Annotated in this window: 23 protein-coding genes and 7 tRNA genes; 19 read left to right on the forward strand and 11 right to left on the reverse strand. The window is 71.5% G+C overall.

All coding sequences use genetic code 11. The features are described from left to right. The first annotated feature begins 49 nt into the window (after positions 1–49). On the forward strand, positions 50–1282 hold the full coding sequence (gene cobA, locus M8J73_RS15790; RefSeq protein ID WP_055540879.1) for a uroporphyrinogen-III C-methyltransferase: 1233 nt from the start codon (positions 50–52) through the stop codon (positions 1280–1282). Between the two features lie 64 nt (positions 1283–1346). Then, positions 1347–2165, forward strand: coding sequence for a TrmH family RNA methyltransferase (locus M8J73_RS15795; protein ID WP_055540878.1), 819 nt, complete (start codon positions 1347–1349; stop codon positions 2163–2165). A 96-nt stretch (positions 2166–2261) separates the two neighbouring features. Here the strand turns inward: M8J73_RS15795 and M8J73_RS15800 are convergent, their stop codons facing one another. Further along, positions 2262–3566, reverse strand: coding sequence for a serine/threonine-protein kinase (locus M8J73_RS15800; RefSeq protein ID WP_055540877.1), 1305 nt, complete (start codon positions 3564–3566; stop codon positions 2262–2264). A 640-nt stretch (positions 3567–4206) separates the two neighbouring features. Here M8J73_RS15800 and M8J73_RS15805 point away from each other — a divergent pair. The 3 genes from M8J73_RS15805 to M8J73_RS15815 all read left to right on the forward strand — a co-directional run bounded on the left by M8J73_RS15805 (position 4207) and on the right by M8J73_RS15815 (position 6065). Next, positions 4207–4407 (forward strand): hypothetical protein, encoded by a 201-nt coding sequence (locus M8J73_RS15805; protein WP_055716924.1) that lies wholly within the window; start codon positions 4207–4209, stop codon positions 4405–4407. Positions 4408–4743: 336 nt separating this feature from the next. Continuing rightward, positions 4744–5682, forward strand: a complete 939-nt coding sequence (locus tag M8J73_RS15810; protein WP_249828740.1) for a phosphotransferase family protein — start codon at positions 4744–4746, stop codon at positions 5680–5682. Between the two features lie 86 nt (positions 5683–5768). Next, complete coding sequence (locus tag M8J73_RS15815; protein WP_099965768.1) at positions 5769–6065, forward strand: TFIIB-type zinc ribbon-containing protein; 297 nt, start codon at positions 5769–5771, stop codon at positions 6063–6065. A 53-nt stretch (positions 6066–6118) separates the two neighbouring features. Here M8J73_RS15815 and M8J73_RS15820 read toward each other — a convergent pair. The 5 genes from M8J73_RS15820 to M8J73_RS15840 form a co-directional block, all read right to left on the reverse strand. Beyond that, positions 6119–6190, reverse strand: a tRNA-Val gene (locus M8J73_RS15820). Between the two features lie 35 nt (positions 6191–6225). Continuing rightward, positions 6226–6297, reverse strand: a tRNA-Val gene (locus M8J73_RS15825). Positions 6298–6331: 34 nt separating this feature from the next. Beyond that, a tRNA-Val gene (locus tag M8J73_RS15830) sits at positions 6332–6403 on the reverse strand. Between the two features lies 1 nt (position 6404). Continuing rightward, a tRNA-Cys gene (locus M8J73_RS15835) sits at positions 6405–6478 on the reverse strand. Between the two features lie 38 nt (positions 6479–6516). After that, a tRNA-Gly gene (locus M8J73_RS15840) sits at positions 6517–6589 on the reverse strand. Positions 6590–6745: 156 nt separating this feature from the next. Between M8J73_RS15840 and M8J73_RS15845 the strand changes: the two genes are divergently transcribed. The 3 genes from M8J73_RS15845 to M8J73_RS15855 are packed head-to-tail and all read left to right on the forward strand — an operon-like array spanning position 6746 to position 9484. Then, positions 6746–7789, forward strand: coding sequence for a chorismate-binding protein (locus M8J73_RS15845; RefSeq protein WP_055541989.1), 1044 nt, complete (start codon positions 6746–6748; stop codon positions 7787–7789). After that, positions 7786–8607 carry an aminotransferase class IV gene (locus M8J73_RS15850; RefSeq protein WP_055541990.1) on the forward strand — a complete coding sequence of 274 codons (822 nt, stop codon included), beginning with the start codon at positions 7786–7788 and terminating at the stop codon, positions 8605–8607. Before M8J73_RS15845 ends, M8J73_RS15850 begins: the two co-directional genes overlap by 4 nt. A gap of 52 nt (positions 8608–8659) precedes the next feature. Beyond that, entirely contained in the window at positions 8660–9484 is an 825-nt protein-coding gene (locus M8J73_RS15855) for a GNAT family N-acetyltransferase (protein WP_055541991.1), read from the forward strand. Between the two features lie 302 nt (positions 9485–9786). Here M8J73_RS15855 and M8J73_RS15860 read toward each other — a convergent pair whose 3' ends face one another. Next, positions 9787–10305 (reverse strand): DsbA family protein, encoded by a 519-nt coding sequence (locus M8J73_RS15860; RefSeq protein ID WP_055541992.1) that lies wholly within the window; start codon positions 10303–10305, stop codon positions 9787–9789. A 239-nt stretch (positions 10306–10544) separates the two neighbouring features. On the opposite strand from M8J73_RS15860, the gene M8J73_RS15865 reads away from it, so the two are divergent. Then, positions 10545–11000, forward strand: a complete 456-nt coding sequence (locus M8J73_RS15865) for a hypothetical protein (protein ID WP_055541993.1) — start codon at positions 10545–10547, stop codon at positions 10998–11000. 187 nt (positions 11001–11187) lie between these two features. Beyond that, positions 11188–11343 carry a hypothetical protein gene (locus M8J73_RS15870; protein ID WP_167738881.1) on the forward strand — a complete coding sequence of 52 codons (156 nt, stop codon included), beginning with the start codon at positions 11188–11190 and terminating at the stop codon, positions 11341–11343. 131 nt (positions 11344–11474) lie between these two features. Here the strand turns inward: M8J73_RS15870 and M8J73_RS15875 are convergent, their stop codons facing one another. Both M8J73_RS15875 and M8J73_RS15880 read right to left on the reverse strand, forming a co-directional pair. Continuing rightward, complete coding sequence (locus M8J73_RS15875) at positions 11475–12035, reverse strand: CGNR zinc finger domain-containing protein (RefSeq protein WP_055541994.1); 561 nt, start codon at positions 12033–12035, stop codon at positions 11475–11477. A gap of 331 nt (positions 12036–12366) precedes the next feature. Next, positions 12367–12780 carry an SsgA family sporulation/cell division regulator gene (locus M8J73_RS15880; protein WP_004002642.1) on the reverse strand — a complete coding sequence of 138 codons (414 nt, stop codon included), beginning with the start codon at positions 12778–12780 and terminating at the stop codon, positions 12367–12369. A gap of 191 nt (positions 12781–12971) precedes the next feature. Here M8J73_RS15880 and M8J73_RS15885 point away from each other — a divergent pair, with 191 nt between their 5' ends. The 7 genes from M8J73_RS15885 (at position 12972) to M8J73_RS15915 (ending at position 21220) form a co-directional block, all read left to right on the forward strand. After that, positions 12972–13451 carry a TIGR02611 family protein gene (locus M8J73_RS15885; RefSeq protein WP_055541995.1) on the forward strand — a complete coding sequence of 160 codons (480 nt, stop codon included), beginning with the start codon at positions 12972–12974 and terminating at the stop codon, positions 13449–13451. 79 nt (positions 13452–13530) lie between these two features. Next, positions 13531–13605 (forward strand) — tRNA-Val (locus tag M8J73_RS15890). 964 nt (positions 13606–14569) lie between these two features. Next, complete coding sequence (locus M8J73_RS15895; RefSeq protein ID WP_055541068.1) at positions 14570–15859, forward strand: ABC transporter substrate-binding protein; 1290 nt, start codon at positions 14570–14572, stop codon at positions 15857–15859. Further along, the gene (locus M8J73_RS15900) at positions 15859–16857 is read left to right on the forward strand and encodes a carbohydrate ABC transporter permease (protein WP_055541067.1); all 999 of its coding nucleotides are present in this window, start codon (positions 15859–15861) and stop codon (positions 16855–16857) included. The genes M8J73_RS15895 and M8J73_RS15900 overlap by 1 nt, the downstream gene beginning before the upstream one ends. After that, positions 16857–17750: a carbohydrate ABC transporter permease gene (locus M8J73_RS15905; RefSeq protein ID WP_055541066.1), complete on the forward strand. Its 894-nt coding sequence runs from the start codon at positions 16857–16859 to the stop codon at positions 17748–17750. Before M8J73_RS15900 ends, M8J73_RS15905 begins: the two co-directional genes overlap by 1 nt. A gap of 12 nt (positions 17751–17762) precedes the next feature. Beyond that, a complete protein-coding gene (locus tag M8J73_RS15910) occupies positions 17763–18365 on the forward strand; it encodes a hypothetical protein (RefSeq protein WP_055541065.1) in 603 nt (200 codons plus the stop codon). A 107-nt stretch (positions 18366–18472) separates the two neighbouring features. After that, positions 18473–21220: an exo-rhamnogalacturonan lyase family protein gene (locus M8J73_RS15915; RefSeq protein ID WP_055541064.1), complete on the forward strand. Its 2748-nt coding sequence runs from the start codon at positions 18473–18475 to the stop codon at positions 21218–21220. Positions 21221–21332: 112 nt separating this feature from the next. On the opposite strand, the gene M8J73_RS15920 is transcribed toward M8J73_RS15915, so the two are convergent. Further along, positions 21333–23822, reverse strand: a complete 2490-nt coding sequence (locus M8J73_RS15920; protein WP_055541069.1) for an SCO7613 C-terminal domain-containing membrane protein — start codon at positions 23820–23822, stop codon at positions 21333–21335. A 117-nt stretch (positions 23823–23939) separates the two neighbouring features. Here M8J73_RS15920 and M8J73_RS15925 point away from each other — a divergent pair, with 117 nt between their 5' ends. Together M8J73_RS15925 and M8J73_RS15930 are read left to right on the forward strand one after the other, a co-directional pair. Further along, entirely contained in the window at positions 23940–24398 is a 459-nt protein-coding gene (locus M8J73_RS15925; protein WP_055541063.1) for an SRPBCC family protein, read from the forward strand. Between the two features lie 39 nt (positions 24399–24437). After that, positions 24438–24509: transfer RNA gene (locus tag M8J73_RS15930), tRNA-Val, on the forward strand. Between the two features lie 106 nt (positions 24510–24615). Here the strand turns inward: M8J73_RS15930 and M8J73_RS15935 are convergent. Beyond that, positions 24616–25341, reverse strand: coding sequence for a 3'-5' exonuclease (locus tag M8J73_RS15935; RefSeq protein ID WP_055541062.1), 726 nt, complete (start codon positions 25339–25341; stop codon positions 24616–24618). Positions 25342–25445 lie beyond the last annotated feature (104 nt).

The raw sequence follows: 25445 nt of genomic DNA on the forward strand, positions 1-25445 counted from the left end.
CCGCAGGGGCTCCGTCCCGCACCGCCGCCACCAGAGGAGCCGCACCCTCATGGCCGAACATCCCGCCTACCCCGTGGGCCTCCGCCTCACCGGCCGCAAGGTCGTCGTCCTCGGCGGTGGCCAGGTGGCCCAGCGTCGTCTGCCCGCCCTGATCGCCGCAGGCGGTGACATCCTCCTCGTCTCGCCGACGGCCACCCCCTCGGTGGAGGCCATGGTCGACGCCGGGGAACTGACCTGGGAGAAGCGGCCCTACGCGGAGGGCGACCTCGCCGACGCCTGGTACGCGCTCATCGCGACCAGCGACACCGAGGCGAACACCCTGGCCTCGGCGGAGGCGGAGCGGCACCGCGTGTGGTGCGTCCGCGCCGACGACGCCGACGCGGCCACCGCCTGGACCCCGGCCACCGGGACCAGCGAGGGCGTCACCGTCGCCGTCCTCACCAGTGATGCCAAGGGCCGCGACCCCCGGCACACCGCCGCGATCCGCGACGCCGTGGTCGAGGGCCTCCGGGACGGCACCCTGGTCGCCCCGCACCATCGCACCCGTACGCCAGGAGTGGCCCTGGTCGGCGGCGGGCCCGGCGACCCGGACCTGATCACCGTGCGGGGCCGCCGTCTCCTCGCCGAGGCCGATGTGGTGATCACCGACCACCTCGGCCCGCGCGACCTGCTCGCGGAACTGCCGCAGGGCGTCGAGGTGATCGACGCGGCGAAGCTGCCGTACGGACGGTTCATGGCCCAGGAGGCCATCAACGACGCCCTGATCGAGCATGCGCGCAAGGGCAGGTCGGTGGTCCGCCTCAAGGGCGGCGACCCCTTCGTCTACGGCCGTGGCATGGAGGAGGTCCAGGCGCTGGCCGAGGCGGGCATCCCCTGCACGGTCGTGCCCGGCATCTCCAGCTCGATCTCGGTCCCGGGCGCCGCCGGCATCCCCGTCACCCACCGGGGCGTGGCCCATGAGTTCACCGTGGTCAGCGGGCACATCGCCCCCGACGACGAACGTTCCCTGGTCGACTGGCCGGCTCTGGCCAGGCTCACCGGAACACTGGTGATCCTCATGGGCGTCGGCACGATCGGCAAGGTCGCCGAGACGCTGATCGCGCACGGCAAGTCCCCCGACACGCCCGTCGCCCTGGTCCAGGAGGGCACCACGGCGGCCCAGCGCCGGGTCGACGCCACCCTCGCGACGGTCGCCGAGACGGTCGTCGCCGAGGAGATCAAGCCGCCGGCGGTCATCGTCATCGGCGAGGTCGTGACCGTGGGCCCGAACCCCAGCAAGTAACCGCGGGTAACCCAACCCGTACCGAGCCGTTGGCACCACACCCAGGACAAGGCAGTATCACCCTGTGGCCGAACTCATCACCGTCGAGGACCCCGCCGACCCGCGCCTGCGTGACTACACGGGCCTGACCGACGTCGAACTGCGCCGCAGACGCGAGCCCGCCGAGGGCCTTTTCATCGCCGAGGGCGAGAAGGTCATCCGCCGGGCCAAGGACGCCGGGTACGAGATGCGCTCGATGCTGCTCTCCGCCAAGTGGGTCGACGTCATGCGCGATGTCATCGACGAGCTCCCGGCCCCCGTCTACGCGGTCAGCCCGGAGCTCGCCGAGCAGGTCACCGGCTACCACGTGCACCGTGGCGCCCTCGCCTCCATGCAGCGCAGACCGCTGCCGACGGCGGTGGACCTGCTGGGCTCCGCCCGCCGGGTCGTGATCATGGAGTCGGTCAACGACCACACCAACATCGGTGCGATCTTCCGCTCGGCCGCCGCCCTCGGCATGGACGCGGTCCTGCTCTCCCCGGACTGCGCCGACCCGCTCTACCGCCGCAGCGTCAAGGTCTCCATGGGCGCGGTCTTCTCCGTGCCGTACGCCCGCCTGGACGCCTGGCCGAGGGGGCTCGACGCGGTACGCGACGCCGGCTTCACCCTTCTCGCCCTCACCCCGGACGAGAAGGCCAAGTCCCTCGACGAGGCGGCCCCGCACCGGATGGACCGTGTCGCCCTGATGCTCGGCGCCGAGGGCGACGGCCTCTCCACCAAGGCGTTGATGGCCGCCGACGAGTGGGTCCGCATCCCCATGGCGCACGGCGTCGACTCCCTCAATGTGGGCGCGGCGGCGGCCGTGGCGTTCTACGCGGTGGCGACGGGCCGACCGCAGGCGTGACGGCGCGGCCGGATGGCTGCGACCGGTACGCGGGGGCCGCGCTGTACGACGAGGCCGCGGCCCCGGCCGGTCCGTCCGCCGGGACCCGCGCGACGGTCAGTCGCCGTCCGGCTCCGCGACCGTCCGCTCGTGCCGCACCTCGTCCACGCCGAGTCCGCGCGCCGGACCCTGACATCCCTGAGCCGTGGCGATGCCGAGCGCGGCCAGCAGCGTCACCACGACGAACACGACGAGCCGCTGACGCAGCAGCCGCGGATTGGCGGGCCTGCGCCCGGTGCCGTTGGTACGGGGACCCGGACGGCCGGCGCCGCTGCGGGGCGCGGGCCGCTTCCCGGAGCCGGTGGCGCCGCGGCCCGGCGCGGGCCGGCCTCCGGGCCGGGAGCCGCCCCCGGTCCGTGCATCCCCGCCGGTCCGGGAGCCGCCCCCGGTGCGGGGCCCCGGCGTCCTCGGCTGCGCCGCACGGGTCTCCGGCGGCTGCCGCAGCGCGCGCTGCTCGACGTACTGCTCGGCGAGCCGCCCCGAGGGCCGGTCCGGGTCGGTGCGCGGCGCGGGCGGCCGTACGTCCGACAGCCCCTGTGCCTCACGGGCGGCGATCTCCTTGAGCCGCAACGACAGTTGCAGGGTGCTCGGCCGCTCCTCCGGGTCCTTCGCCAGGCAGGCCCGGACGAGCGGAGCGAGCGCGTCCGGCACCCCGCGCAGCTGCGGCTCCTCGTGCACGACCCGGTAGAGCATGACCTCCGAACTGCCGTGCCCGAAGGGGGAGTCGGAGGTCGCCGCGTAGGCGAGCGTGGCGCCGAGGGAGAAGACGTCGGTGGCCGGGGTGACGGCGGCACCGCGCACCTGCTCGGGGGCGAGGAAGCCGGGCGACCCCACGGCCGTACCGACATGGGTCAGCGTCGAGGCGCCGGTCGCCCACGCGATGCCGAAGTCGATGATCCGCGGTCCCTTCGGGGACAGCAGGATGTTGGACGGCTTCAGGTCGCGGTGGACGACACCGGCCTCGTGCACCGCCACCAGTCCCTCGGAGAGGGCGGCACCGACCGCGGCCACCTCGGCGGCCGAGAGCGGCCCCTCCTCGTTGACCTTGTCATGCAACGAGGGCCCCGGTACGTACTGGGTGGCGAACCAGGGCCGCTCCGCCTCCAGATCGGCGGCGACCAGCCGGGCCGTGCACCCGCCCCTGATCCGCCGTGCGGCCGACACCTCGCGCGCGAACCGTGACCGGAACTCCTGATCCTCCGCCAGGTCCGGCCGGATCACCTTCAACGCGACTCGCTGTCCACGCCGGTCGGAGCCCAGGTAGACAACGCCCATCCCGCCCGCGCCCAGCCGTCTGTGGATCCTGAACGAGCCGACGACGCGCGGGTCCTCGCGCCTCAGGCGCATCATCGCCATGTTCATCCCCGCTGCCCGTTCCGTCTGACGAGCCACAGCTTACGTTTCCACGGCCGGGCGCGCGCAGAGGCCGCGCCCTCGCGACCCGATCGATTGTCGGCCCACCGCCCGCGACATGAAAGACGGTCAGGGAACAAGAGTTCGGGCGGGTGTTGGGTCCTGGGTGATCTCAACGTCGCGACGGACAAAGGGGATTGGTGGACTGGTGGGAGGCCGGGTGAAGAGGATGAAGGACGTCGGGAACATGACATGCGGAGGCCGGGTGATCGTCTTCGCGCCGGGCCACCGGACGGCGTCGACAGAGCGGCCGGGCGCAGGGGAAGTGAGCGAAGTCACCCTCTTCGGCGCTCGCTCCCACCCTCCCGTGGTGAGCCCCTGACAGAAGGGACACTCCAGGCATCTCCCGGCCGTCCCCTCCGGGAACACCCCGAGACCTAGGACCTCGTCTCCACCCTGGGGAGTACGTCGCAGGTCATCGCTCATCCTCCGGGAGGCCCGCCAATCGGTACGAGGGCATGACGACCCCTGCCCGCCGCGCGCCTAGATTTGAGGTCAAGCGGCGGGTGCAGCACTCGTCCCCCGAGGTCAGGCACCCGCCGCTGCCCACGACAAGCACCACAGACAAGATCGGTCAGGAGGAGGGACCATGGCCCACACGGCACCGCGGACGGCGCTCCGCACGCGAGAGCGCAGGGTGTTCACCGCCGAGCGCGGGGCGGGCCGCCGCCACCCCTTGGTGGCGACCGCGATGGTCCTCCCCCTGGCGGCCCTGCTCGTGTACGCCTTCGGCGGCTGGGAGGCAGTGGTCACACAGGCGTCGTCCGTGGGTGTGATGCTGGGGCGCTGAGCGGCGACTCCAGGCCCGGAAGAGCGGTCCGGGTGGGGACATCCATCCATGAAACCCCGTGGGGACGGGGGTGCGGCGGACGGCAAATAGACGCCCGCGCAGCTGGGGAGCTGCGCGGGCGTTGTCTTTTCCCCCACGGACCCCGCTTGCCCCCGGACCCCGAGGACCCACGGCCCCCGAGTACCCGCGCCCCCGAGGACCCCGCCGGGGTCGCGGCCGCCGTGGGTCTCATGGAGCCGGGCGCTTCAGTCCGTCCCCGCGGCGGACCGTCGTGCCGCCGGCACTCGACTGCGTAGTCTCACCGGCAGCGTGCCGTACCTTCCGCAGGGGGAGCCCATGACCACCACCGACGTCCTGCCCGCCCTCAGGGCCACGGTGCGGGGCGCGGCCCATCCGCAGGCGGCCCCCTGTTCCCACCCCGACAGCGTTCTCGCGGAACGGGAGGACGGCACGGTCGTCCGCCACGCGGACACGGTCGCCAAGGCCCACGCCCCCGACACGGACCCCGCCCACCTCGCGCTCCGTCTGACCGTCGCCACGGCCCACCCCGACCTCCTCCTGGCTCCCCTCCGCCCCGGCCCGTCCGCCCTCCACGGCCGCCTGATCACGTTCTGGCCGTACGGCACCCCGGTCGACCCCGAGACCCCCGACGACGCCCCCTGGGAGGAGGCGGCCACCCTCCTCGCCCACCTCCACCGCCGCCAGGCACCCCCGGGCCTCCCGCCGATGCGGGGTCCCGCGAAGGCGGCCCGAGCCGTCGCGCGGCTCAGCAGGACCGCGCCGGACCACCCCGCCGCATCCCCCGTCCTCCGCGCCTGGCGCACGCTCCCCGCCTGGGCGAGAGGCGAGGCTCCCATGCCCGGCCCGACCACCCTCTGCCACGGCGACCTGCATCTCGGCCAGCTCGTCCGCCACCCGGCGAGCACCGGCCCCTGGCGCCTGATAGACGTCGACGACCTCGGGGTCGGCGTCGCCGCCTGGGACCTCGCCCGCCCGGCCGCCTGGTACGCCTGCGGTCTCCTCCCGCCCGACGTCTGGGCCCGTTTCCTGGCCGCCTACCAACGGGCGGACGGCCCCGCGGTCCCCGCCGACGCCGACCCCTGGCCGGTACTGGACGTACCGGCCCGCGCACTCACCGTGCAGACGGCCGCGCTGGCCATCGCCAAGTCCGTGGCGGCCGGCCGCCACGTCGACGACGTGGAGGGGGCCGTTATCGACGCATGTGACCGAATGAGTGCCGTCCCGCCGGAGTTGGCGAGCGATTTCCCGAAGTAGGGTGCAACCGACCGCCGCCGGGCAGTGTCTGTCCTGGCGTAACGCGAAGCAGCACCAACGGCGAGGAGTTGAGCCGAACCATGCACATGCAGTGTCCGAAGTGCCATGCGCCGATGCACACGTACAACCGCAACGGTGTCCAGATCGAGCAGTGCAGCGGCTGCCGCGGGATCTTTCTCGACTACGGCGAGCTGGAGGCGCTGACCCGTCTGGAGTCCCAGTGGGGCGGCCCGGCCGTTCCGCCGCCCCCCGCCGCCCCGCAGTACCCGGCCGGCGGCCACCACTCCGCTCCCGCCTGGGGCGCCCCGCACGGCGGCCACCACGGGGGTCACCACGGCGGGCACCACAACCGAGGCTTCGGTCACATGCTGTTCTCCAGCTGAACCCACGTACGCCGAAGCCCCCGGCCGCAGAGACGGCCGGGGGCTTCGAGGTGTGGACGATACTGGGATTGAACCAGTGACCTCTTCCGTGTCAGGGAAGCGCTCTCCCGCTGAGCTAATCGTCCTCGGGATGTGATCCGAAGATCACGGTGATACCGCGTGCGCGATACTGGGATTGAACCAGTGACCTCTTCCGTGTCAGGGAAGCGCTCTCCCGCTGAGCTAATCGCGCGGGTCAGACCTTCGATGATCTGTCGAAGATCCAGTGGACGATACTGGGATTGAACCAGTGACCTCTTCCGTGTCAGGGAAGCGCTCTCCCGCTGAGCTAATCGTCCTTGGAGGTGGAGACGGGATTTGAACCCGTGTAGACGGCTTTGCAGGCCGTTGCCTCGCCTCTCGGCCACTCCACCAGGAGTGAGGGGTTCGGGAAGATCCCCTTGTTCCTTCGAGCGGACGACGAGGCTCGAACTCGCGACCTCAACCTTGGCAAGGTTGCGCTCTACCAACTGAGCTACGTCCGCTTGTCGTTTCGGTTCGCTCTCGCGTCCCGGCGACGAGTTGAACTCTAGCGGATTCCGGGGCCAGCACAAAAACGCGTTTGTGCAGCGTGCTGGGGTGCGTCCTCTCCGCCACCCGGCCGGGGCCGCCCGGCGGGCGCCCGTCCTAGACTCGACTGCGTGTCCGACCTGCCTCCTCTCGCCCGCTTCGGCAACCTTGTCGCCACCGGCCTCGCCGATGTGACCAGCGATCCCGCCGCTCTGGACTCGTCCGGTTTCTGGGCCGTCCGCGCCGATTTCGAGGGTGGCGTGGTCTGCGCGCGCTTCAGTGACGTACGGCACGAGCCGGTCCCGCGGCCGGTGCCGGGGCAGTGGCGCGGTCCGGCCGTCGACGACTGGACGTCGTCGCTCGACCGCGCCGCGTACACGGCGGGCGTCCGCCGCATCCGGGAGCACATAGCCGCGGGCGAGGTCTACCAGGCGAACCTCTGCCGGGTGCTGTCCGCGCCCGTCGCGCCGGACGCCGACGTGGACGCGCTGACCGCGCTGCTGGCCCGCGGCAACCCGGCACCCTTTGCCGGAACGATTCGCCTGCCTGGTCACGGTGTGGAGATAGCCACCGCTTCGCCCGAGCTGTTCCTGCGGGTCGACGGCCGGAGCGTCGAGTCCGGCCCGATCAAGGGGACCGGACGGACCGAGGCGGACCTCCTGGAGAAGGACTACGCCGAGAACGTGATGATCGTCGACCTCGTCCGCAACGACATCGGGCGGGTCTGCGCCACCGGTTCCGTGACCGTCCCGGACCTGTGTGTCGTGGAGAAGCACCCGGGGCTCGTCCACCTCGTCTCGACCGTGCGGGGCGAACTCGACGCGGACGCCGGCTGGCCGGAGCTGCTCGCCGCGGCCTTCCCGCCCGGCTCGGTCACCGGCGCCCCGAAGTCCAGCGCCCTGCGGATCATCGACGCCCTGGAGACGGCGCCCCGCGGCCCGTACTGCGGGGGCATCGGCTGGGTCGACGCCGACCGGGGCACCGCGGAGCTCGCCGTCGGCATCCGCACCTTCTGGATCGACCGGCCGTCGGGCGAGCTGCGGTTCGGCACCGGCGCCGGCATCACCTGGGGGTCGGACCCCGAGGCGGAGTGGCGGGAGACCGAGCTGAAGGCCGCCCGGCTGCTCGCGGTAGCGTCGGGAACGTACGAGGCGAGTGGGAGGACCCTTACGTGAAGATCTGGCTCGACGGCGGACTGCAGGACATCGACTCCGCACGTGTCTCCGTCCTCGACCACGGGCTGACCGTGGGCGACGGCATCTTCGAGACCGTCAAGACGGTCGACGGGCGGCCGTTCGCGCTCACCCGCCATCTCGACCGGCTCACGCGCTCGGCGCGCGGCCTCGGGCTCCCCGAGCCCGACCACGACGAGGTGCGCCGCGCCTGCTCCGCCGTCCTCGACGCCAACCCGATGCCGCTCGGCCGGCTGCGCGTCACGTACACCGGAGGTGTCTCCCCGCTCGGCTCCGACCGCGGCGACCACGGCCCCACCCTCGTCGTCGCCCTCGGCGAGACCTCCCGGCGCGCCGACTCCACCGCAGTGATCACCGTCCCGTGGACCCGCAACGAGCGCGGCGCCCTCACCGGCCTGAAGACCACCTCGTACGCGGAGAACGTCGTCGCGCTCGCCCGCGCCCACGAACAGGGCGCGAGCGAGGCCCTGTTCGCCAACACCGTCGGGCGGCTCTGCGAGGGCACGGGCTCCAACGTCTTCGTCGTCCTCGACGGCGAGATCCACACCCCGCCGGTCGCCTCCGGCTGTCTCGCGGGCATCACCCGCGCGCTCGTCGTCGAATGGACCGGCGTCCGCGAGACGGACCTGCCGCTGGACGTCCTTCAGAGCGCCGACGAGATCTTCCTGACGTCGAGCCTGCGCGACGTGCAGGCCGTGCACCGTGTCGACGGCCGCGAACTGCCCGGCGCGCCCGGTCCGGTCACCGCCAAGGCCATGCGGATCTTCGACGAGCGGTCGGGGAACGACCTCGATCCGTAGACCCGGCGATATTCGGCAGACATGGGGCGGTGAGGCGGGTAGAACACCCGTGATGACCACCACCCTGCGGCCCATCGAGCCGCTTCAGTACGCAGCCGACGGGTCCCGTTCGCGCCGCTACCAGGTGTGCGTGAACAGCCGTCCCGTCGGCGCCATACACCTCGGCACCCGCCCGGAGCCCAGCTCCTCGGCCGCCCGGATCCTGGACCTGCGGATCGACGAACCGGACCGTCGGCGCGGCCGGGCCACGGTGGCCGCGCTGGCCGCCGAGGAAGTCGCCCGCGGCTGGGGGTGCCGACGGATCGAGGTGTCCGTCCCGGCCGGCGCGGAGCCCGCCCTGCGGCTCGCCGAGACCCTCGGCTACGTCCTGCGCAACCGCCACATGCGCAAGCCCCTCGACGGCGCGCCGCCCGAACTGCCGGAGGGCAGCCGCGGCCGCCCCATGACCGAGGACGAGTTCGGCCCCTGGAAGGAGGCCGGGCTCGACGGCTACGCCCAGGACCTGGTCGCCCACGGGGTGCCCGAGGAGGAGGCGTACGCGCGGGCCCCCGAGAGCTACGCACAGTGCCTGCCCCACGGACCGGCCTCCCCGAACAACGTGTGCAGCGTGCTGGAGCACGAGGGCACCAGGGTCGGCACCCTGTGGGTGTGGCTGACCGCCGACGCCGCCTGGGTCTACGACGTGGAGGCGGACGCCGCGCACCGGGGCAGGGGGCACGGCCGTTCCCTCATGCTGCTGGCAGAGGCCCAGGCGATGGCGGCCGGCCGCAACGTCCTCATGCTCAACGTCTTCGCCGGGAACGTCCGCGCCGAATGCCTCTACGAGTCCCTCGGCTACGAGACGACCACCCACCACTTGTCCAAGCCGCTGCTCTGAGGAGGCTGCGGGCGCGTGGCCGACGGCAGGGGGTGCCCTCCACCGGGGGCGCGTCGGACGGCCCTGGACCGGCTCTCTGCCGGGTTCCGTGCGCGGGGCCTCACGCAAGCGCGCGACACCGGGCTTTCGCGCGGACGACCTTCCCGACGTCGGCCCACGCCGGGGCGGCAGAGGTGGCGCCCGTCGGGCCGGACGTGGAGCCCGTGGGGATGGACGTGGCGCCCGTGGGGATGGACGTGGCGTTCGCCGGGTCGGACGTGGCGTTCGTGGTCCGTGCCGCGCGTGAGGGTGGTGCCGGGGTGTCAGGCCCCCTCGGCCAGCAGGCGGTCGGCGATCTCCTCGATGCGCTCGCGCAGCCCTTCCTGGCTCTTGCCGCCGTCGAGGCGCTCGCCGCCGATGACGTACGTCGGGGTGCCGGTCACGCCGATCGCCTTGCCCTCGGCCTGGTCGGCGTCCACGATCAGGATGTGCCGGCCGTCGATCAGCGCGGTGTCGAACTCCTCGGCGTCCAGGCCCAGTTCCCGGGCGGCCTCCACCAGGAACGGCTCACCGGCACGGTCCAGCTGCTCCACCCGGCCCAGTACGGCCTCGACGTACGGCCACGCCTGTCCCTGCTCCGCGGCCTCCTCGGCGGCCTGCGCGGCGGCGAAGGCGTGCTTGTGCTTCTCCAGCGGGAAGTGCCGCAGCCGGATGTCGAGTCGGTCGCCGTAGCGGGCCCGCAGCGCCCGGATGTCGTCGAGGGCCTGGCGGCAGTCGGGGCACTGGAGTTCGCACCAGACGTCCAGGACGACGGCCGACGGCACGGGGGAGGAGTCGCTCATGCGATCAGTCTTCCAGCCCGGGACCGCACCGGCCCAATCGGCCGTCCTCATGCCGGCCGCGCCACCCACTGCGCACCGGCCCGCCCGGCCCGGTCGGGCCGCCCTCGTCGGTGGCGACCCCGAGACGACCCGGAGATCTCCCTGAGGTCTCCCCGGACCATGGCATATCGGGCGCGGGGCGGTGCAGGATGGAAGGGACGGATCGACCCGCCCGACCGCGCTGCGCCTTGGAGGCCCCGATGATTGCCGAGACAGTTTGCGCCGCCGTCTCAGCGGCCGGCCTGGGCCTCGCCGCGATCACGGCGTACCGGAAGCGGTTCCTCAGGGCCACGCGCATCGCCGCCTACGCGCTCGTGCCCATCGGCCTTGTGATGACCGGAGTCGTCGAGTGGGCGGCGGACACCGCGTTCAGCCCGACCGCATGGGCAGGCTTCGGGGTGCTGGGCGCCGCCTGGTTCCTCTTCATGACCACTCGCGCCGTGGAGCGGCGCCGGGGCGACACCGGCAAGGACCGCAAGGCGGCCAAGGCGTCCCGCACGGAGGCGATAGCCCCGGCCGCCTCGGGACCCTCCTTGGGTGGTAGCGCCCGCCCGGCGGGCCGCCCCACCACCGGATCCCGGCCGACGAGCCCCGGCGCGTCCGCCGCGGACGACTTCAGCGACATCGAGGCGATCCTGAAGAAGCACGGCATCTGACCACACGTCCCGTATCGGCCGCCCTTCACCGGTACCGCACCGAACGGACTGAAACGACACAGTAGGTCGACCGGCGGCGCCGAAGTGATCACGATCGCTCTGGAGGTTGTGGATATTGGCGAACTCTCCGTCAATCGGGGTCGGTTGATCGCGCGGAGGGTCTCCGCTGCGTCATCATCGCCGCGAGATGCTGGATACAACAGAACAGAGCGACACCACCGCCCCGCCCGAGGAGCGGCGAGGTTGTCTCTTCGCGCTTTCCCAGCCGCCGCTGATGATCTTCCTTGCGGTGATCGGCTGCCTGCTGCTCATGGCGTCACTGCACGACCTGCTGATGCTCTGAGCCGTAAACGGAGCCCCTGACGTCACCCGTCGAGGGCTCCGTCACCCCCCAGCACCACCCGCCACCTGACTTGCCCCGGCCCGGCACTGCCACGGCCCTGCACTGCTACGAGCAGCCCTCCGGGCGTCCCGTCATCCCGCGGCTTCCTTGCGGCGCGCCCGGTACGCGGCCACATGCAGGCGGTTACCGCAGGTACGGCTGTCGCAGTAGCGGCGCGAGCGGTTGCGGGAGAGATCGACGAAGGCGCGCCGGCAATCCGGGGCCTCGCAGCGGCGAAGCCGCTCCTGTTCCCCCGCGACGACGAAGAAGGCGAGAGCCATGCCGCAGTCGGCCGCGAGATGGTCGGCGACGGACGCGCCGGGCGCGAAGTAGTGCACATGCCAGTCGTAGCCGTCGTGGTTCGTGAGCCGGGGCGTGGTGCCCGCCGCGGCGACGAGGTCGTTGATGACCGAGGCGGCCGAGCCGGGGTCCGGCGCCGAGAAGACCTCGGCGAACCTGCCGCGTACCTTGCGCACGGCGGCGAGATCGAACTCCGACAGCGTGCCGACATCGCTGATGTCGTGCTCCTGTACGAAGGCGTCGAGCGACGCGACATCCGTGAGCCCGTCCGTCGCCGTGTCGTTCTCCGGTGCGGTGTTCACCAGATCCACCACGGTGTCGAGGGCACACCGGGTGTCGTGGGTGATCAACACGTTTCGCTCCCTGGCCTGCGAGGGTCGGGCAGCCGCCCGCCGATGCTGGCCGATGGTAACGGCTCCCCGCACCGGACGGACCGGACGGACCGACCCAGAGCCCGGGAAACCGCGGGGTGTGTGGTCAGAGGGGGTGCCGGGGCCGAAGTGATCGGAAAGGGTCCGCTCGGCGGTCGGACCGACCGCGCTCCGTCACCCGGCGCATACGGACGCCGCCGCGCGGGGACCCGCTGCGACGGCGTCGATCGGTCGGCCTGAGCCGTATGCGGTTGTCCTGGCCCGAGCCGTCTCCCCGAGTGGACGGCGCCGGGCGGCTCTGTGGGGTCTCGGTCTAGCTCTCCGCCAGGATGTGCGAGAGCTCCTGATCGAGGTCGAAGTGCCGATGTTCCGTGCCGGGTGGCACGGCGGCGTCTGTGCGCTTCAGGAAGGACTCCAGAGCCCGCGCCGGGGCTTCGAGCAGTGCCTCGCCCTCCGGAGAGCTCAGGGCGATGCAGACGACGCCCTGACCGTGACTGCGCGACGGCCAGACACGGACGTCGCCGGTGCCGGTGGGCCGGTGGAGGCCCTCGGCGAGGAGGTCGCGGGCGAACACCCATTCGACCGTTTCCTCGGCTCCGGTGTGGAAGGTGGCGTGCACGGCGTAGGGATCGGCCGTGTCATACCGCAGTCCCGCGGGAACAGGCAGTGAGGACTCGCTCGACACAACGAGGCGCAGGTGCAGCTCGCAGCTGACCGTGGTGTTCATAAGCGCCAAGGCCTTTCGCTCAGTGTGCGCTCGGGGATTCGCACGTCGGCGAAATCGACATGCCACCTACGGTGCCGTTGTAAACCCCTCTGGGAGTTTTGCGTCGCTTTTGGTAGCTCATCCGGCCGAGCCCGACTTCGTCCGGTACGACCATTCCGGTGACTGGTTTCTCTCCGGTAGGGTTTGGCCGTATGGACACGGGGAGTGACGGAACGGGGGAGGTCGCGGTGGCGGCCGACGGAACGAACAGAGAGACGGACGTAGCGAACAGCGAGGCCGATGTGGCGAAGAAGGAAGCGCCGCTCGGATCCCGTGCGCCGGAATTCGTCAAGGCGCGCCGGATGCTGCACCTGAGCTGGCAGGTGGCCGTCTTCGTCATCGGGCTCGCGGTGGTCGTGGCCGGCGTGATCATGCTTCCCCTCCCGGGCCCCGGCTGGGTCGTGATCTTCGGCGGCATGGCGATCTGGGCGACCGAGTTCGTGTGGGCCCAGCTGGTGCTCCGCTGGACCAAGCGGAAGGTCACCGAGGCGACCCAGCGCGCGCTCGACCCCCGGGTCCGGCGCCGGAACCTCATCCTGACGACGATCGGCCTGGTGATCGTGGCCGTCCTCATGGGGGTCTATCTCTGGAAGTTCGGCTTCGAGATGCCCTGGAACATCAAGAACCAGTAGGCGCGGGCCGGACCGCCACCGGGCATCCGCTCAGTGTCCGAGGCACCCCCTGACATGGGGTAATGTTCTTCCTGCGCCCGGGCGATTAGCTCAGTGGGAGAGCGCTTCGTTCACACCGAAGAGGTCACTGGTTCGAACCCAGTATCGCCCACCAGCCGAAACGACCTGGTCCACGAACTCCGTGGACCAGGTCGTTTCGCGTATACGGACAGCGCGCGTACGCGACGGCCTGGCGGCGCGCGCTGGTGGGTTCCGGTGGGGCAGGGGTTCCATCAGGGGCAGGGGCAGGGGCAGGGGCAGGGGCAGGGGCAGGGGACCGAGCCGCTGGCCAGGCACCGGAGGCTGAGGGCCGGCGGCGGGGAGCCCAGGAGCCCGGGACCGGCGACCATGCCCAGGAGTCCAGGGGCGCCGACCCTCACCTTCCCGGGCCTCACCCCACCGACCTCCGTGCGCCGACCTCAAGCGTCCCGCGACAGACGCGCACCCACCCCCGATGGGCGCCCGAAGCCTGCCACCCCACCCCCATGAAACCCCTGCTCAGTGCCTGGCCGGACAACCCACAGCCACCTCCCACCCCACCCTCCCGCTACCCTCGTACGCCCTCGCAGCCGGCGCATCCATCGCCCACCACCGGCCCCCTCAACCCGCCCCGCCCCCCGCCGACCAACAGTGCGGCACCCCCAACCCCAGCCGCCCTCACCCGCTCCACCCCAGCCCCCTCCCGCCCCCGGTACTTGGCCATTTCCAGCCCCTCCGGGCCTCTCGCTCCCCTCGCCGCAGTCCACCCCAACCGCCCTCACCCAGAGTCAGATCGCGCAGTCGGCGGGGGCCGAGCCTCTCTCCCGGCATGGCGGCGCCTGACTCCTTTCGGCCTCTCTGCGGCGTCGGCCGACGGCCCGTCTCGCGTTCGATGGGTCGGCCACAACTCGGCCACCTGCACGTTTACTTGACGACCGGTCACCGCAGCCGCCCCGCCGCCCCGCCCAGCGCTCCCTCCGCTTTCCATCAATTCCTGTCCGAATCATTGACGTCTCCTGGGGCGCTCCGTACCTTGTGCCAGCAAGCGCTTACTTGAAACGATTCATGAGGCGAACGCAGCGTCGCGGGGAGGCCCAATCATGCACCAGGACAAGAATGTTGAGAGGCGGACTGTCCTCAAGGCGGCCGGAGCCTCACTGGCCGTCGCGGGGCTCGGGGCGACGGCCACGGCCTGTGGCGGCGGCAGCGGGTCGGGGGACGGGACGGTGACGATCCGTTACGCCTGGTGGGGTGCTGAGGATCGGGCGGAGCGCATCAAGAAGACCATCGCTCTTTTCGAGAAGAAGTACCCGAAGATCAAGGTGAAGACCGACTTCCAGGTGTATCCGGACTTCTGGAAGAAGTTCAACACCCAGGCCTCCGGTGGAAATCCGCCGGACGTCTTCCAGAATGCCATCGGATTTCTGCGGAAATATGATGCGAAGAATGTGCTGCTCGATCTCAACGCACAGGTCGAGGCGGGCAATCTCTCCCTGGACGGCTTCCGGGCGGGGCTGGAGAAGTTCGGCGAGGTCGACGGAAAGCTGCTCGGTGTCCCGGTCGGTTCCAACTCGATGGCCCTGGTGATCGACAAGCCCGTGTACACCAAGTCCGGGGTGAAGCCGGAACAGGGCTGGACCTGGGACGACTTCGACGCGGCGATGAAGAAGATCCGCGACAAGTCGGGACGGGCCGGCGACAGCGGCATGTACGGCGTCATGTACCTCTACGACCTCTACCTGCGTCAGAACGGCAAGGCGTTCTTCACCGAGGACGGCCTCGGCTTCACCGAGGCGGACCTCAAGGAGTGGTGGACGAAGGCGGAGAAGGGCGTCAAGCAGGGCATCTACGCCGACCCCAAGAAGGTCGCCCAGACCAAGCCCAAGTCGGCGGTCGCCGCGGAACTCGCCGCCGGTGAGTTCACCTGGGACAACTTCACCGTCCGCTACACCTCCGAGGGCAAGAGCGAGTACGGCCTGGCCCCCATCCCGACCACCGACGGCAAGAAGACCGGCCAGTACCTCGGCTCCCTCATGCTCAGCGCGTCCAAGCGCACCCAGCACCCCAAGGAAGTCGCGCAGTTCATCAACTTCATGGTGCACGAGCCCGAGGTCGCCAAGATCATGGGTTACGACCGCGGTGTTCCCGCGACACAGGCCCAGTACGACGCGTTCAAGCCGACCGACCCGGTCAACAAGGCCATCGCCGAGTACGAGGAGTCCCTCGTCACGGCCGGCGTCCTGGAGCCCATCACCCCGCACCCGAACGGCGCGGACATCTGCGAGGCCGGTTTCATGCGCATCGCCGAGGAGCTCGCCCTGGGCAAGCGGTCGGTCGACGACGCCGTCAAGCAGTTCTTCACCGAGTCGAAGACGGCTCTCGGCAGCTGATGGGAACCGCCGTGACACACGCCCCTGCGATGGAGGACCTGACCCGGGACTCCGAGCCGCGGCACCGTCCGGCCAAGTCCCCCCGCCCCGCCGCACTCAAGCGGCGGGGTCGCCGGGAGACCCTGGCCGGCTATCTCTTCATGTCCCCGTGGATCGCCGGGTTCCTGCTGCTGACAGCGGGCCCGATGATCGCCTCGCTCTACTTCGCCTTCACCGACTACAACCTGTTCGACCCGCCCCGGTGGATCGGCCTCGACAACTTCTCCGAGATGTTCGCCGATCCGCGCTGGCAGAACTCGGTGAAGGTGACGCTCTGGTACGTCGCCGTCGGCACGCCGATCAAGCTGATCGCCGCTCTCTCGGTGGCGCTGCTGCTCGCCCAGAAGCGGCGCGGCCAGGCCTTCTACCGGGCCGCCTTCTACGCGCCGTCGCTGATCGGCGCCAGCGTCTCCATCGCGATCGTGTGGAAGGCGATCTTCTCGGACGACGCCGTCGTGGACCGTACGCAGAAGCTGTTCGGGATCGACGTCGGCGGCTGGACCGGTGACCCGGACCTGATCATCTACAGCCTCGTGGCGCTCACCGTCTGGCAGTTCGGCGCCCCGATGGTGATCTTCCTCGCCGGTCTCAAGCAGGTCCCGCGCGAGCTGTACGAGGCGGCCGAGGTCGACGGGGCGGGGACCTTCCGGCGGTTCTGGAACATCACCCTCCCGATGATCTCCCCGGTCCTGTTCTTCAACGTCCTGCTGGAGACGATCCACTCCTTCCAGATCTTCAGCTCGGCGTACATCGTCGGCGGCGGTGCCGGCGGCAACGCCTGCGGTCCGGCCGACGGTTCGATGGTCTATACCTGTTATCTGTACGTCCAGGGCTTCGAGAACAGCCGCATGGGCCTGGCCTCCGCCATGGCCTGGGTGCTGCTGGTCGCGGTCGCCCTGGTGACGGCGGTGCTGTTCTGGTCCCAGAAGCGCTGGGTGCACTACGAGGAGGGCGCCTGATGAGTGCACAGGCCAGCGAGATCACCCCGGCGTCGACGGCGAAGGGCGGCGCCCTCCGGCGCAAGCTGCCAGGCTCCCTCGCCTGGCACATCGGCTCCCTGCTGATCCTCGCGGTGATCCTCTACCCGGTGATCTGGGTGGTGGGAGGCTCGTTCAAGAAGAGCGACGACATCGTCGGCAGCCTGGATCTGTTCCCGAGCGACCCGATCATGTCCAACTACACACGGCTCTCCGAGGGCATCGCCGACATCCCCATTTCCACGTTCTTCCTGAACTCGCTCACGCTCGCCGTGGGCTCGGTGATCGGGATCCTGGTGTCCTGCTCGCTGACCGCGTACGCCTTCGCGAAGATCAAGTTCGTGGGCCGGAACCTGCTGTTCACGCTGATGATCGGCACGCTCCTGCTGCCGTACCACGTACTGCTCATCCCGCAGTACGTGCTGTTCCGCAACATGGACATGATCAACACCAACACCCCGCTGCTGCTGCCGAAGTACCTGGCCACGGAGGCGTTCTTCGTCTTCCTGATGGTGCAGTTCATGCGGAACCTGCCCAGGGAGCTCGACGAGGCGGCCCGGCTCGACGGGTGCGGGCACTTCCGGATCTACTGGTCGATCGTGCTGCCGCTGTCCCGGCCCGCGCTCATCACCAGTGCGATCTTCACCTTCATCAACGCCTGGAACGACTTCATGGGCCCGCTGATCTATCTGAACGACCCGGAGAAGTACACCGTCTCGCTCGGTCTGAAGATGTTCGTGGACCAGGACGCCGTGGCCAACTACGGCGGCATGATCGCGATGTCGCTGGTGGCCCTGCTGCCGGTGCTCGCCTTCTTCCTCGCCTTCCAGCGCTATCTGATCGACGGCATGGCCACGTCCGGCCTGAAGGGCTGAGGTGAACCGATCATGGACCGGGCCCGCGCGAAGGCCGCCAAGCCCCGAGGGGAGTCCCCGCTCGCCGAACGGTTCGCGCTGTTCGCCGAGTGTCTGCTCACCGGGGTGTGGATCGCGGTGGCCGCGCTGCCGCTCGTGACGTACCCCGCCGCGTTCGCCGCCGGGTCCCGGCACCTGCGCCGCCGTACCGCCCATGTGGGCGGCGGACTGCGCGAGTTCATGGCGGACTTCCGGGCGGCGCTGCGCGGCGGGTGGCTCGTCGGGCTCGCCGGCTGGGCCGCACTCGCGGCGGTGTGGGTCGACATCCGGGCCGTACGCGCCGGGATCCCGGGCGGGCCGCTGGTCGGCGCCGTCGGCGTCCTCGCGCTGATCGGCGCCGCCGTCGCTGTGCTGCGCGCGGCGGCGGTCTGGGAGCCCGGCGCCTCCTGGCGAGCGCTGCTCGGGGCGGCCGGGCGACGGACGGTGCTCGACCCCGCCGGGTCCTTCCTCGTCGTCGGCGGACTGGCCGTGGTCGTCTGCTCCGCCTGGTTCACCGCCCCGCTGGCGGTGCCGGTCCTCGGGGCCGTCGCCGCGGCGGCCCTCGCCGTGGAGGAGAGGTACCGGCGCCGCCGCTGACCGACCGCGGTGCCTCGCACAAGGTCGGCGCTCCGGGCGCCGCACCTCTCTCTGTCATGCCCCTGACCACCCCGCACGCAAGACTTCCCGTACGGAAAGGAAAGGCCATGTCCCCCATCGACCGCAGGTCCCTGCTCAAGGCGGCCGCCGTCGCCGGAGCCGCCGCGCAGTTCAGCTGGGCGCCAGGGAGTACGGCCGCCCAGGCGGCACCGAGAGCCGAGGCCGCAGAGGCGGACCCGGTCACCCTGGACTGGCTGGAGGACGGCTGCCTGGGCGCCGCGCCCGGCTCCACCGTGGGCGTGCCCTGGCCGAAGGGCGCGTACGAGAAGGAACAGTCGTTCTCCTTGAAGGACGAGGACGGCAAGGAGATCCCCGTCCAGTCCTGGCCCATCGGCTACTGGCCCGACGGCTCCCTGAAGTGGACCGCCCACGCGGTCGGCGCGGGCGCCGGCTCCGGAAAGCTCACCCTGACCGCGGGCACCCCCGCCGCCCCGGCGAAGAGGGTCACTATCGACAAGCGCGGCGGCACCATCGACGTGTCGACCGGCGTCATCACCGCCAGGATCGGCAAGAGCGGCTCCACCCTCGTCAAGTCGGTGCTGCGCGGCTCCACCGAGGTCGCCCGCACCGGCCGCCTCGTCCTTCTGCGCCAGCCCGAGATCGAGGACGGCGACCACGGCACGGTCAAGTACGAGCGCTTCGAGAGCGCCATCGACGAGGTCGAGGTCGAGCAGGAGGGCCCCGTCCGAGCCGTGGTCCGCATCGACGGCAAGCACCGCAAGGGCGGCCGCAGCTGGCTCCCCTTCTCGATCCGCCTCTACTTCTACGCGGGCGCCGAATCGTTCCGCATGATCCACACCGTCACCTTCGACGGCACCCAGGAGCCCGGGAAGGCGAGCGGCGACTTCATCCGCGGTATCGGCGTCCGCTTCAAGGTCCCGATGCGCGACGCCTCGTACGACCGGCACATCCGTATCGGCGGCGAGGGCACCGGTCTGCTCCGTGAGGCCGTCAAGGGCGTCACCGGACTGCGCCGGGACCCCGGCTCCGCGGTGCGCACCGCCCAGTTCGAGGGCAGGAAGCTGCCGGACCCGTCGACCTGGGACCAGCGGGTCACCACCCGCCTGCAGTACATCCCCGAATGGGGCGACTACACCCTCTCCCAGCTCTCCGCCGACGGCTTCTCGGTCCGCAAGCGGACGAAGAAGGGTCACGGCTGGATCCCGGCGGGCGGCGGCCGGCGCGCCGGCGGCTTCGGGTACGTCGGCGGGGCGAGCGGCGGATTCGCCGTCGGCCTCAGGGACTTCTGGGAGAAGTTCCCCGCGCAGCTCGACATCCGGGACGCCCACACCGACGAGGCCGAGGTCACCATGTGGCTGTGGTCTCCCGAGGCACAACCCATGGACCTGCGCTTCTACCACGACGGCATGGGCCAGGACACCTACCCCGAGCAGCTCGAGGGCCTCAACATCACCTACGAGGACTACGAGCCCGGCTTCGGCACCCCCTACGGCATCGCCCGCACCAGCGAACTCCTCTTCTGGGCCCATGAGTCGACGCCCGCCGCCGACGCCATGGCCCGGCAGGTCGAGGCGGTCCGCACACCCCCGCAGCTCGCCGCGCCGCCCCAGCAGCTCATCAAGGCCGGTGTCTTCGGCAAGCTGTTCTCCCGGCCGGACCGCTCCACCGCGGCCAAGGCGAAGATCGAGGACCACCTCGACTTCCTCTTCACCTACTACAAGGACCAGGTGGAGATGCGCCGTTGGTACGGCTTCTGGGACTACGGCGACATCATGCACAGCTACGACCCGAGCCGCCACCAGTGGTGCTACGACGTAGGCGGCTACGCCTGGGACAACTCCGAGCTCTCGCCCGACCTGTGGCTGTGGTTCGCGTACATGCGCTCCGGCCGCGCCGACATCTTCCGCTTCGCGGAGGCCATGACCCGCCACACCGGCGAGGTCGACGTCTACCACCTCGGCAAGTGGGCCGGCCTCGGCACCCGCCACGGCGTCCAGCACTACGCCGACAGCGCCAAGCAGCAGCGCATCGCCAACACCACCTACCGCCGCTACTACTACTTCCTCACCGCCGACGAACGCGTCGGCGACCTCATGCACGCCAACGTCGACTCCGACGAGACGTTCCTCGTCCTCGACCCCATCCGCAAGATCCGCACCGAGCCGTACACGCCCGACCGCAACGCCCTGTCGATCGGCTTCGGCACGGACTGGTCGGGCCTGGTCTCCGCGTGGCTGACCGAGTGGGAGCGGCGCGGGCCGAAGTGGGAGAAGGCCAGGGCGCGCGTGCTGTCGACCATGGAGACCATCGCCGCCCAGCCCAACGGCTTCGTCCAGGGCACCGGACTGTACGACCTGGACACCGGGAAGTTCGCGGTCGCGGAGAAGCCGGTCGTCGGGGTCTCGCACCTGTCGGCGATGTTCGGCCTGGTCGAGATGTGCGCCGAACTCATCGACCAGATCGACATGCCGAAGTTCAAGGAGGCATGGCTGGACTACTGCCGCTACTTCAACGCCACGAAGGCCGAGCAGGCCGCCCGCTACGGCTCGAACTTCGGGACGCTGCTCCTCTTCCAGGGGCACTCACGGCAGGACGCCTACGCGGCCGTGCAGTTGGGCGACGACAAGCTCGCGGCCCGCGCGTGGCGGCAGTTCTACAACAGCGCCGACACCTGGGACTACAAGGAGTCCACCGACTGGTCCACGAAGAAGGTCGAGGGGCCGACGGGGCTCGTCCCCGGCAGCGAGGCCGCGTGGGTGTCCACCAACGCGACCGCGCTGTACGGGCTGGCGGCCATTCAGAACCTGGCGCTCGTCGGCGACAAGATGCCGTAACGCTCCGCCGAGGGAACCGGGGGCGTCACGGGGGTGGGGAATTGCGGGTCCGCTGTGGCCGGGCGCGCAGTTCCCCCGCGCCACCTGGGGAGGCGCGGGGAACTCGGGAACGTCAGGTCATCCTGCCCAGGACGTCCCGTACGCGGCGCGCGTCGCGCAGGCGCTGCTCGTAGGTGGCGCCCGCCGCCAGCAGGACCAGGCCGGCCAGGGCCGGAGGCGCCCAGCGGGGGAGGGCGTCGACCACCTGGGCGATGTACGGGGCCAGTTCGTGCAGGGTCACCAGCGCGAGGGTGACACCGCCGAGCAGGAGCGGGGCCTGGAGGCGGTGGCGGGCTCCGACGAAGGTGAGGGCCAGCGCCGCCGTGCCGAGCAGCAGGGGGCGCAGCCAGTGCGCGTCGCCCCAGGCCGCCGCGAGGCTCGGCAGGAGGGTGGCCGCGAGGCCCGGCCCGTACGCCGTCCAGGACGAGGCCGCCGGGTCACGACGGCGCCGGAGGAGGCCGACGGCCAGCGCCGGGACGGTCACCGGGAGCGTGTAGGCCTCCGGGGATGCGACCTCCCAGGCCGCCAGCCGCACCCAACTGGCCAGCACCAGGAGCACGGCGGCCGCGTAGCCGACGTCGCGTCGCTCCGGGCGTACCGCGGTCCCCGCCGTGATGACTCCGCAGAGCGCGAGGGTCAGGGCCAGCATGGGCGCGTCGGTGGCGGAGAGGGCGACGGCCAGGAGGCCCGCCGCGGCGCCGGTCGCCTCGACCGGGACGGTCATGGGGGAGGCGCCGAGGCGCGCCGCGAGCAGCGCGGCGGTGGCCGGTACCGCCAGGACCAGCAGGGCCGTGTGCTGCGGCGCCCAGCCGGCCGACGCGCCGATCGCGCAGGCCAGCGCGGTGCCATGGACGAGCGCGGCGGGCGCGGTGAGCGGACCGAGGTCCGTGCGCCAGGCGGCCAGGGCGAACAGGACGGTCGAGGCGGCGAGCACCGTGAGCGTCGCGGACTCCGTCGCGAGCGCTGCCAGGGCCAGGGCGACCGACGTGACGAGGGCCAGCAGCGCGGCCGTGAGCGCCACCGGGTCCTGGAGGCACTTGCCGGCCGCGGGCCGTACACGGGCCGCCACCACCAGAGCCGCCACCGCTACCGCTCCCTGGACCACCAGCCCCGCCAGGTACGGGAGTTCCAGCACCGCCGGGAACACCAGGCCCGTCGCCCAGCCCAGCACGAGCGCGCCCACCAGCGCGGGGGTGCGCCACGCGGTCGTACGCCCGGCCAGGGCCAGCACCCCGGCGAGCACGGCCAGGACGAGGGGGACCGTCGCGGTGAGCGGCGGCCACGGGGCGCCCACCGTCACCACGGCACGGGCGTCGTCGGGAGCGCCGGACCAGATCCACTCGACCCAGCCGGCCGGGCCGAGCAAGGTGACGACGACCGCCGGAAGGGCGGTCACGGCGGTGATGGCCTGGACCACCGCGGAGGACAGGACGAGACCTCGCCGTACGGGATCGGGCACACCGGTCCGGACGACCGCCATCAGGGTGACCCCGCACAGCAGGTAGCCGGGGACCGTCCACACGTCCGGCAGCACGGACCGCAGGACTCCGCCGAGCGCCGCGACCATCAGCAGACCGCCGGTCAGGGCGGTACCGAGGGCCAGGCCCGGCTTCGGCGCGAACCGGGCGACGGCCAGGGCGGTCGCGGCGGCGAGGGCGAGGAGCGCCGCCGCACGGGCGGCGGCGCCCGGGCCCGCGGCGGCCCACGAGAGCCACCCGGCCGCCAGAACACCCCAGGCGCCCCAGCCGAACGCGCCCACCAGGGCGACGATCCGGACGGGCGTCATCCGCGCCCGGAGCGCGACCGCGCTGTCCGCCGCGGCCGTCACCAGCACCACGGCCGTGACCGTCTCCACACCCGCGCCCAGCGCCGACACCCAGAGCAACAGCGGCAGTTGCGCGGCGACCAGGGCGAAGGGCAACGGCAGACGGAGAGCGACACGCACAGCGCCCGCCCCCGCGCCCGCCGAGGGACGGTCCTCCGCGTCACCGGCGGTCGAACGGTCCCGTGAGCCGTCGACGACCGGCGGGGCCACGGCGCCCATGGCCAGGCCGTACGCCGCCCAGGTCGCCGCCAGCACCGCCGAGGCGGCTGCCGCGAACCCCGTGCCGCCCGTCCCCGGGAGGGCCACCTCGTGCAGGGCGTACGCGTCGAGCACCGTCAGGGCCATGCCGAGGCCGGCCACCGCCTCCGCGGTGGCGCGCAGCCCCCGCCGCAGGAGCGCCACGGGCGTGGCGAGGGCGGCGAGAGTCACCCCGCCGAGGACCAGCGAACGGCCGGCGATCCCCAGGTGCCCCCAGCTGACCAGAGTGAACGCGATCGCCGCGACGGTCAGCAGGACACCGCCGAGGACCAGCAGCACATTCTGGACACCGGGCGCCGTCGCCTCGGGGCCCCGGGCCGGCGGACGCGTGGACGGGTGGGACGGCACGGCGGCCTGGGCGTACAGCGCGTTGACCAGCCAGGCACGGCGGGTCAGCAGAACGGCGCGGCGGGCGTCGAGCTGCCGCAACTCGGTGTCGAGGAGGCGCAACTCCTCGGCAGGGGACGGAAAATGCGTCATGTTCCGCAGTGTGGTCCGGGTCACGCCGCGACGGCATGAGCACACATACTCAGGGCAGTACTCAGATCCAGCCACCACGAGCCCAGTACGAGGCCCGTCGGCGGGCACAATCCGAGCATGGACTGGTGCCACTACCGCTTCCGCAGCCTCTGGGCCCTGCCCGCGCCGCCCTCCACCGTGTACGACGCGCTCCAGCGGGCCGAGGACTATCCGCGCTGGTGGCCCCAGGTGCGCGAGGTGACCCCGGCCGACGACACCAGCGGCACCCTCCGCATCCGCTCGGTCCTGCCGTACGACCTCGTCATCACCGCGCGCGAGGTACGGCGCGATCCGGCCACCGGGATCCTGGAGATCGAGATGAGCGGGGACCTCGACGGCTGGGCCCGCTGGACGCTCACCGCCCACGGGACCGGCACCCTCGCCCGCTACGACCAGGAGGTCGACGTCACCAAGCCCCTGATGCGACGGCTCGCCGTGCCCGGCCGGCCCCTGTTCCGCGCCAACCACGCGTTGATGATGCGGGCGGGACACCGAGGGCTCGTCGGGTACCTCGCGGCCGACGGACAAGCGGTTTGAACCAGAGCCGTCGGGACCTGTATTGTTCAGTCCGTTCCCGGGCGATTAGCTCAGTGGGAGAGCGCTTCGTTCACACCGAAGAGGTCACTGGTTCGAACCCAGTATCGCCCACCCGGAAGAGAACCGGTCCGACACAGTCGGGCCGGTTCTTTGTTGTGCCGCTGCCTCTCCGCTGTGCCGCCGCCACCGGCGCGCCCTCGGCCGGTGGTTCTGCCGCTCACGCCGCCGCGGCCAGCCCCGGGCGCAGGGGCCACGCCGGATCCACCGACTCCTCCGAGCCGCTGCGCGCGAACCACGCCTGCAGACCGCGGGCCTGCGCCGCGTGCCACACGGCCTGGAGGGTGTGCAGCTCGGCGGGGGAGAGGCGGGCCAGCCTCGTGGCGAAACGACGCCCCACGGCCCGTACGACGTCCATCGCCGCCTGCGCGTCGGCCGCCGCGTCGTGCGCGCCGTCCAGCACGACCTCGTAGTGCGCGCACAGATCGGTCAGCGTGCGGCGGCCCTTGCGGTACCGGTCCAGGTGCTTGTCCAGGACCCGGGGATCGAGCACCCGCAGCGGCGTCGTCTCGAACCACTGGTCGAGCGACGAGGCGCGGTGACGCCTCAACTCCCGGTCCAGCAGCGTCAGATCGAACGGCGCGTTCATCACCACCAGCGGGCGGCCGCGCGACGCCTGCTCGGCCAGCAGCCTGGCTATCTCCTCCATCACCGGCGACGGCCAGCGGCCCTCGCGCTGCAACCGCTCGTCCGTCAGCCCGTGCACCGCCGTCGCCCCGGCCGGCACCGGCACCCCCGGATTCACCAGCCACCGGGTCACCCGGGGGCGGGTGCCGGGCGCGTCCTGGACGACGACGGCGGCCGACACGATCCGGTCGGTCTCGACGTCCACACCCGTGGTCTCCGTGTCGAACGCCGCCAAGGGCCCCTCGTACCAACACGTCATGCGTCCTCAACTCCTCGTTCACCCACAGCAGCTGACGTCCCGTCTTCTGCCCGTTTGGTGATACCCGGGCTGTTTGCGCCGTACGCCGGAAGGAGACAACAGAA

Origin of the sequence: Streptomyces neyagawaensis (assembly GCF_023516595.1) — a bacterium.
In the GTDB taxonomy this organism is placed as follows: Bacteria; Actinomycetota; Actinomycetes; order Streptomycetales; family Streptomycetaceae; genus Streptomyces; species Streptomyces neyagawaensis.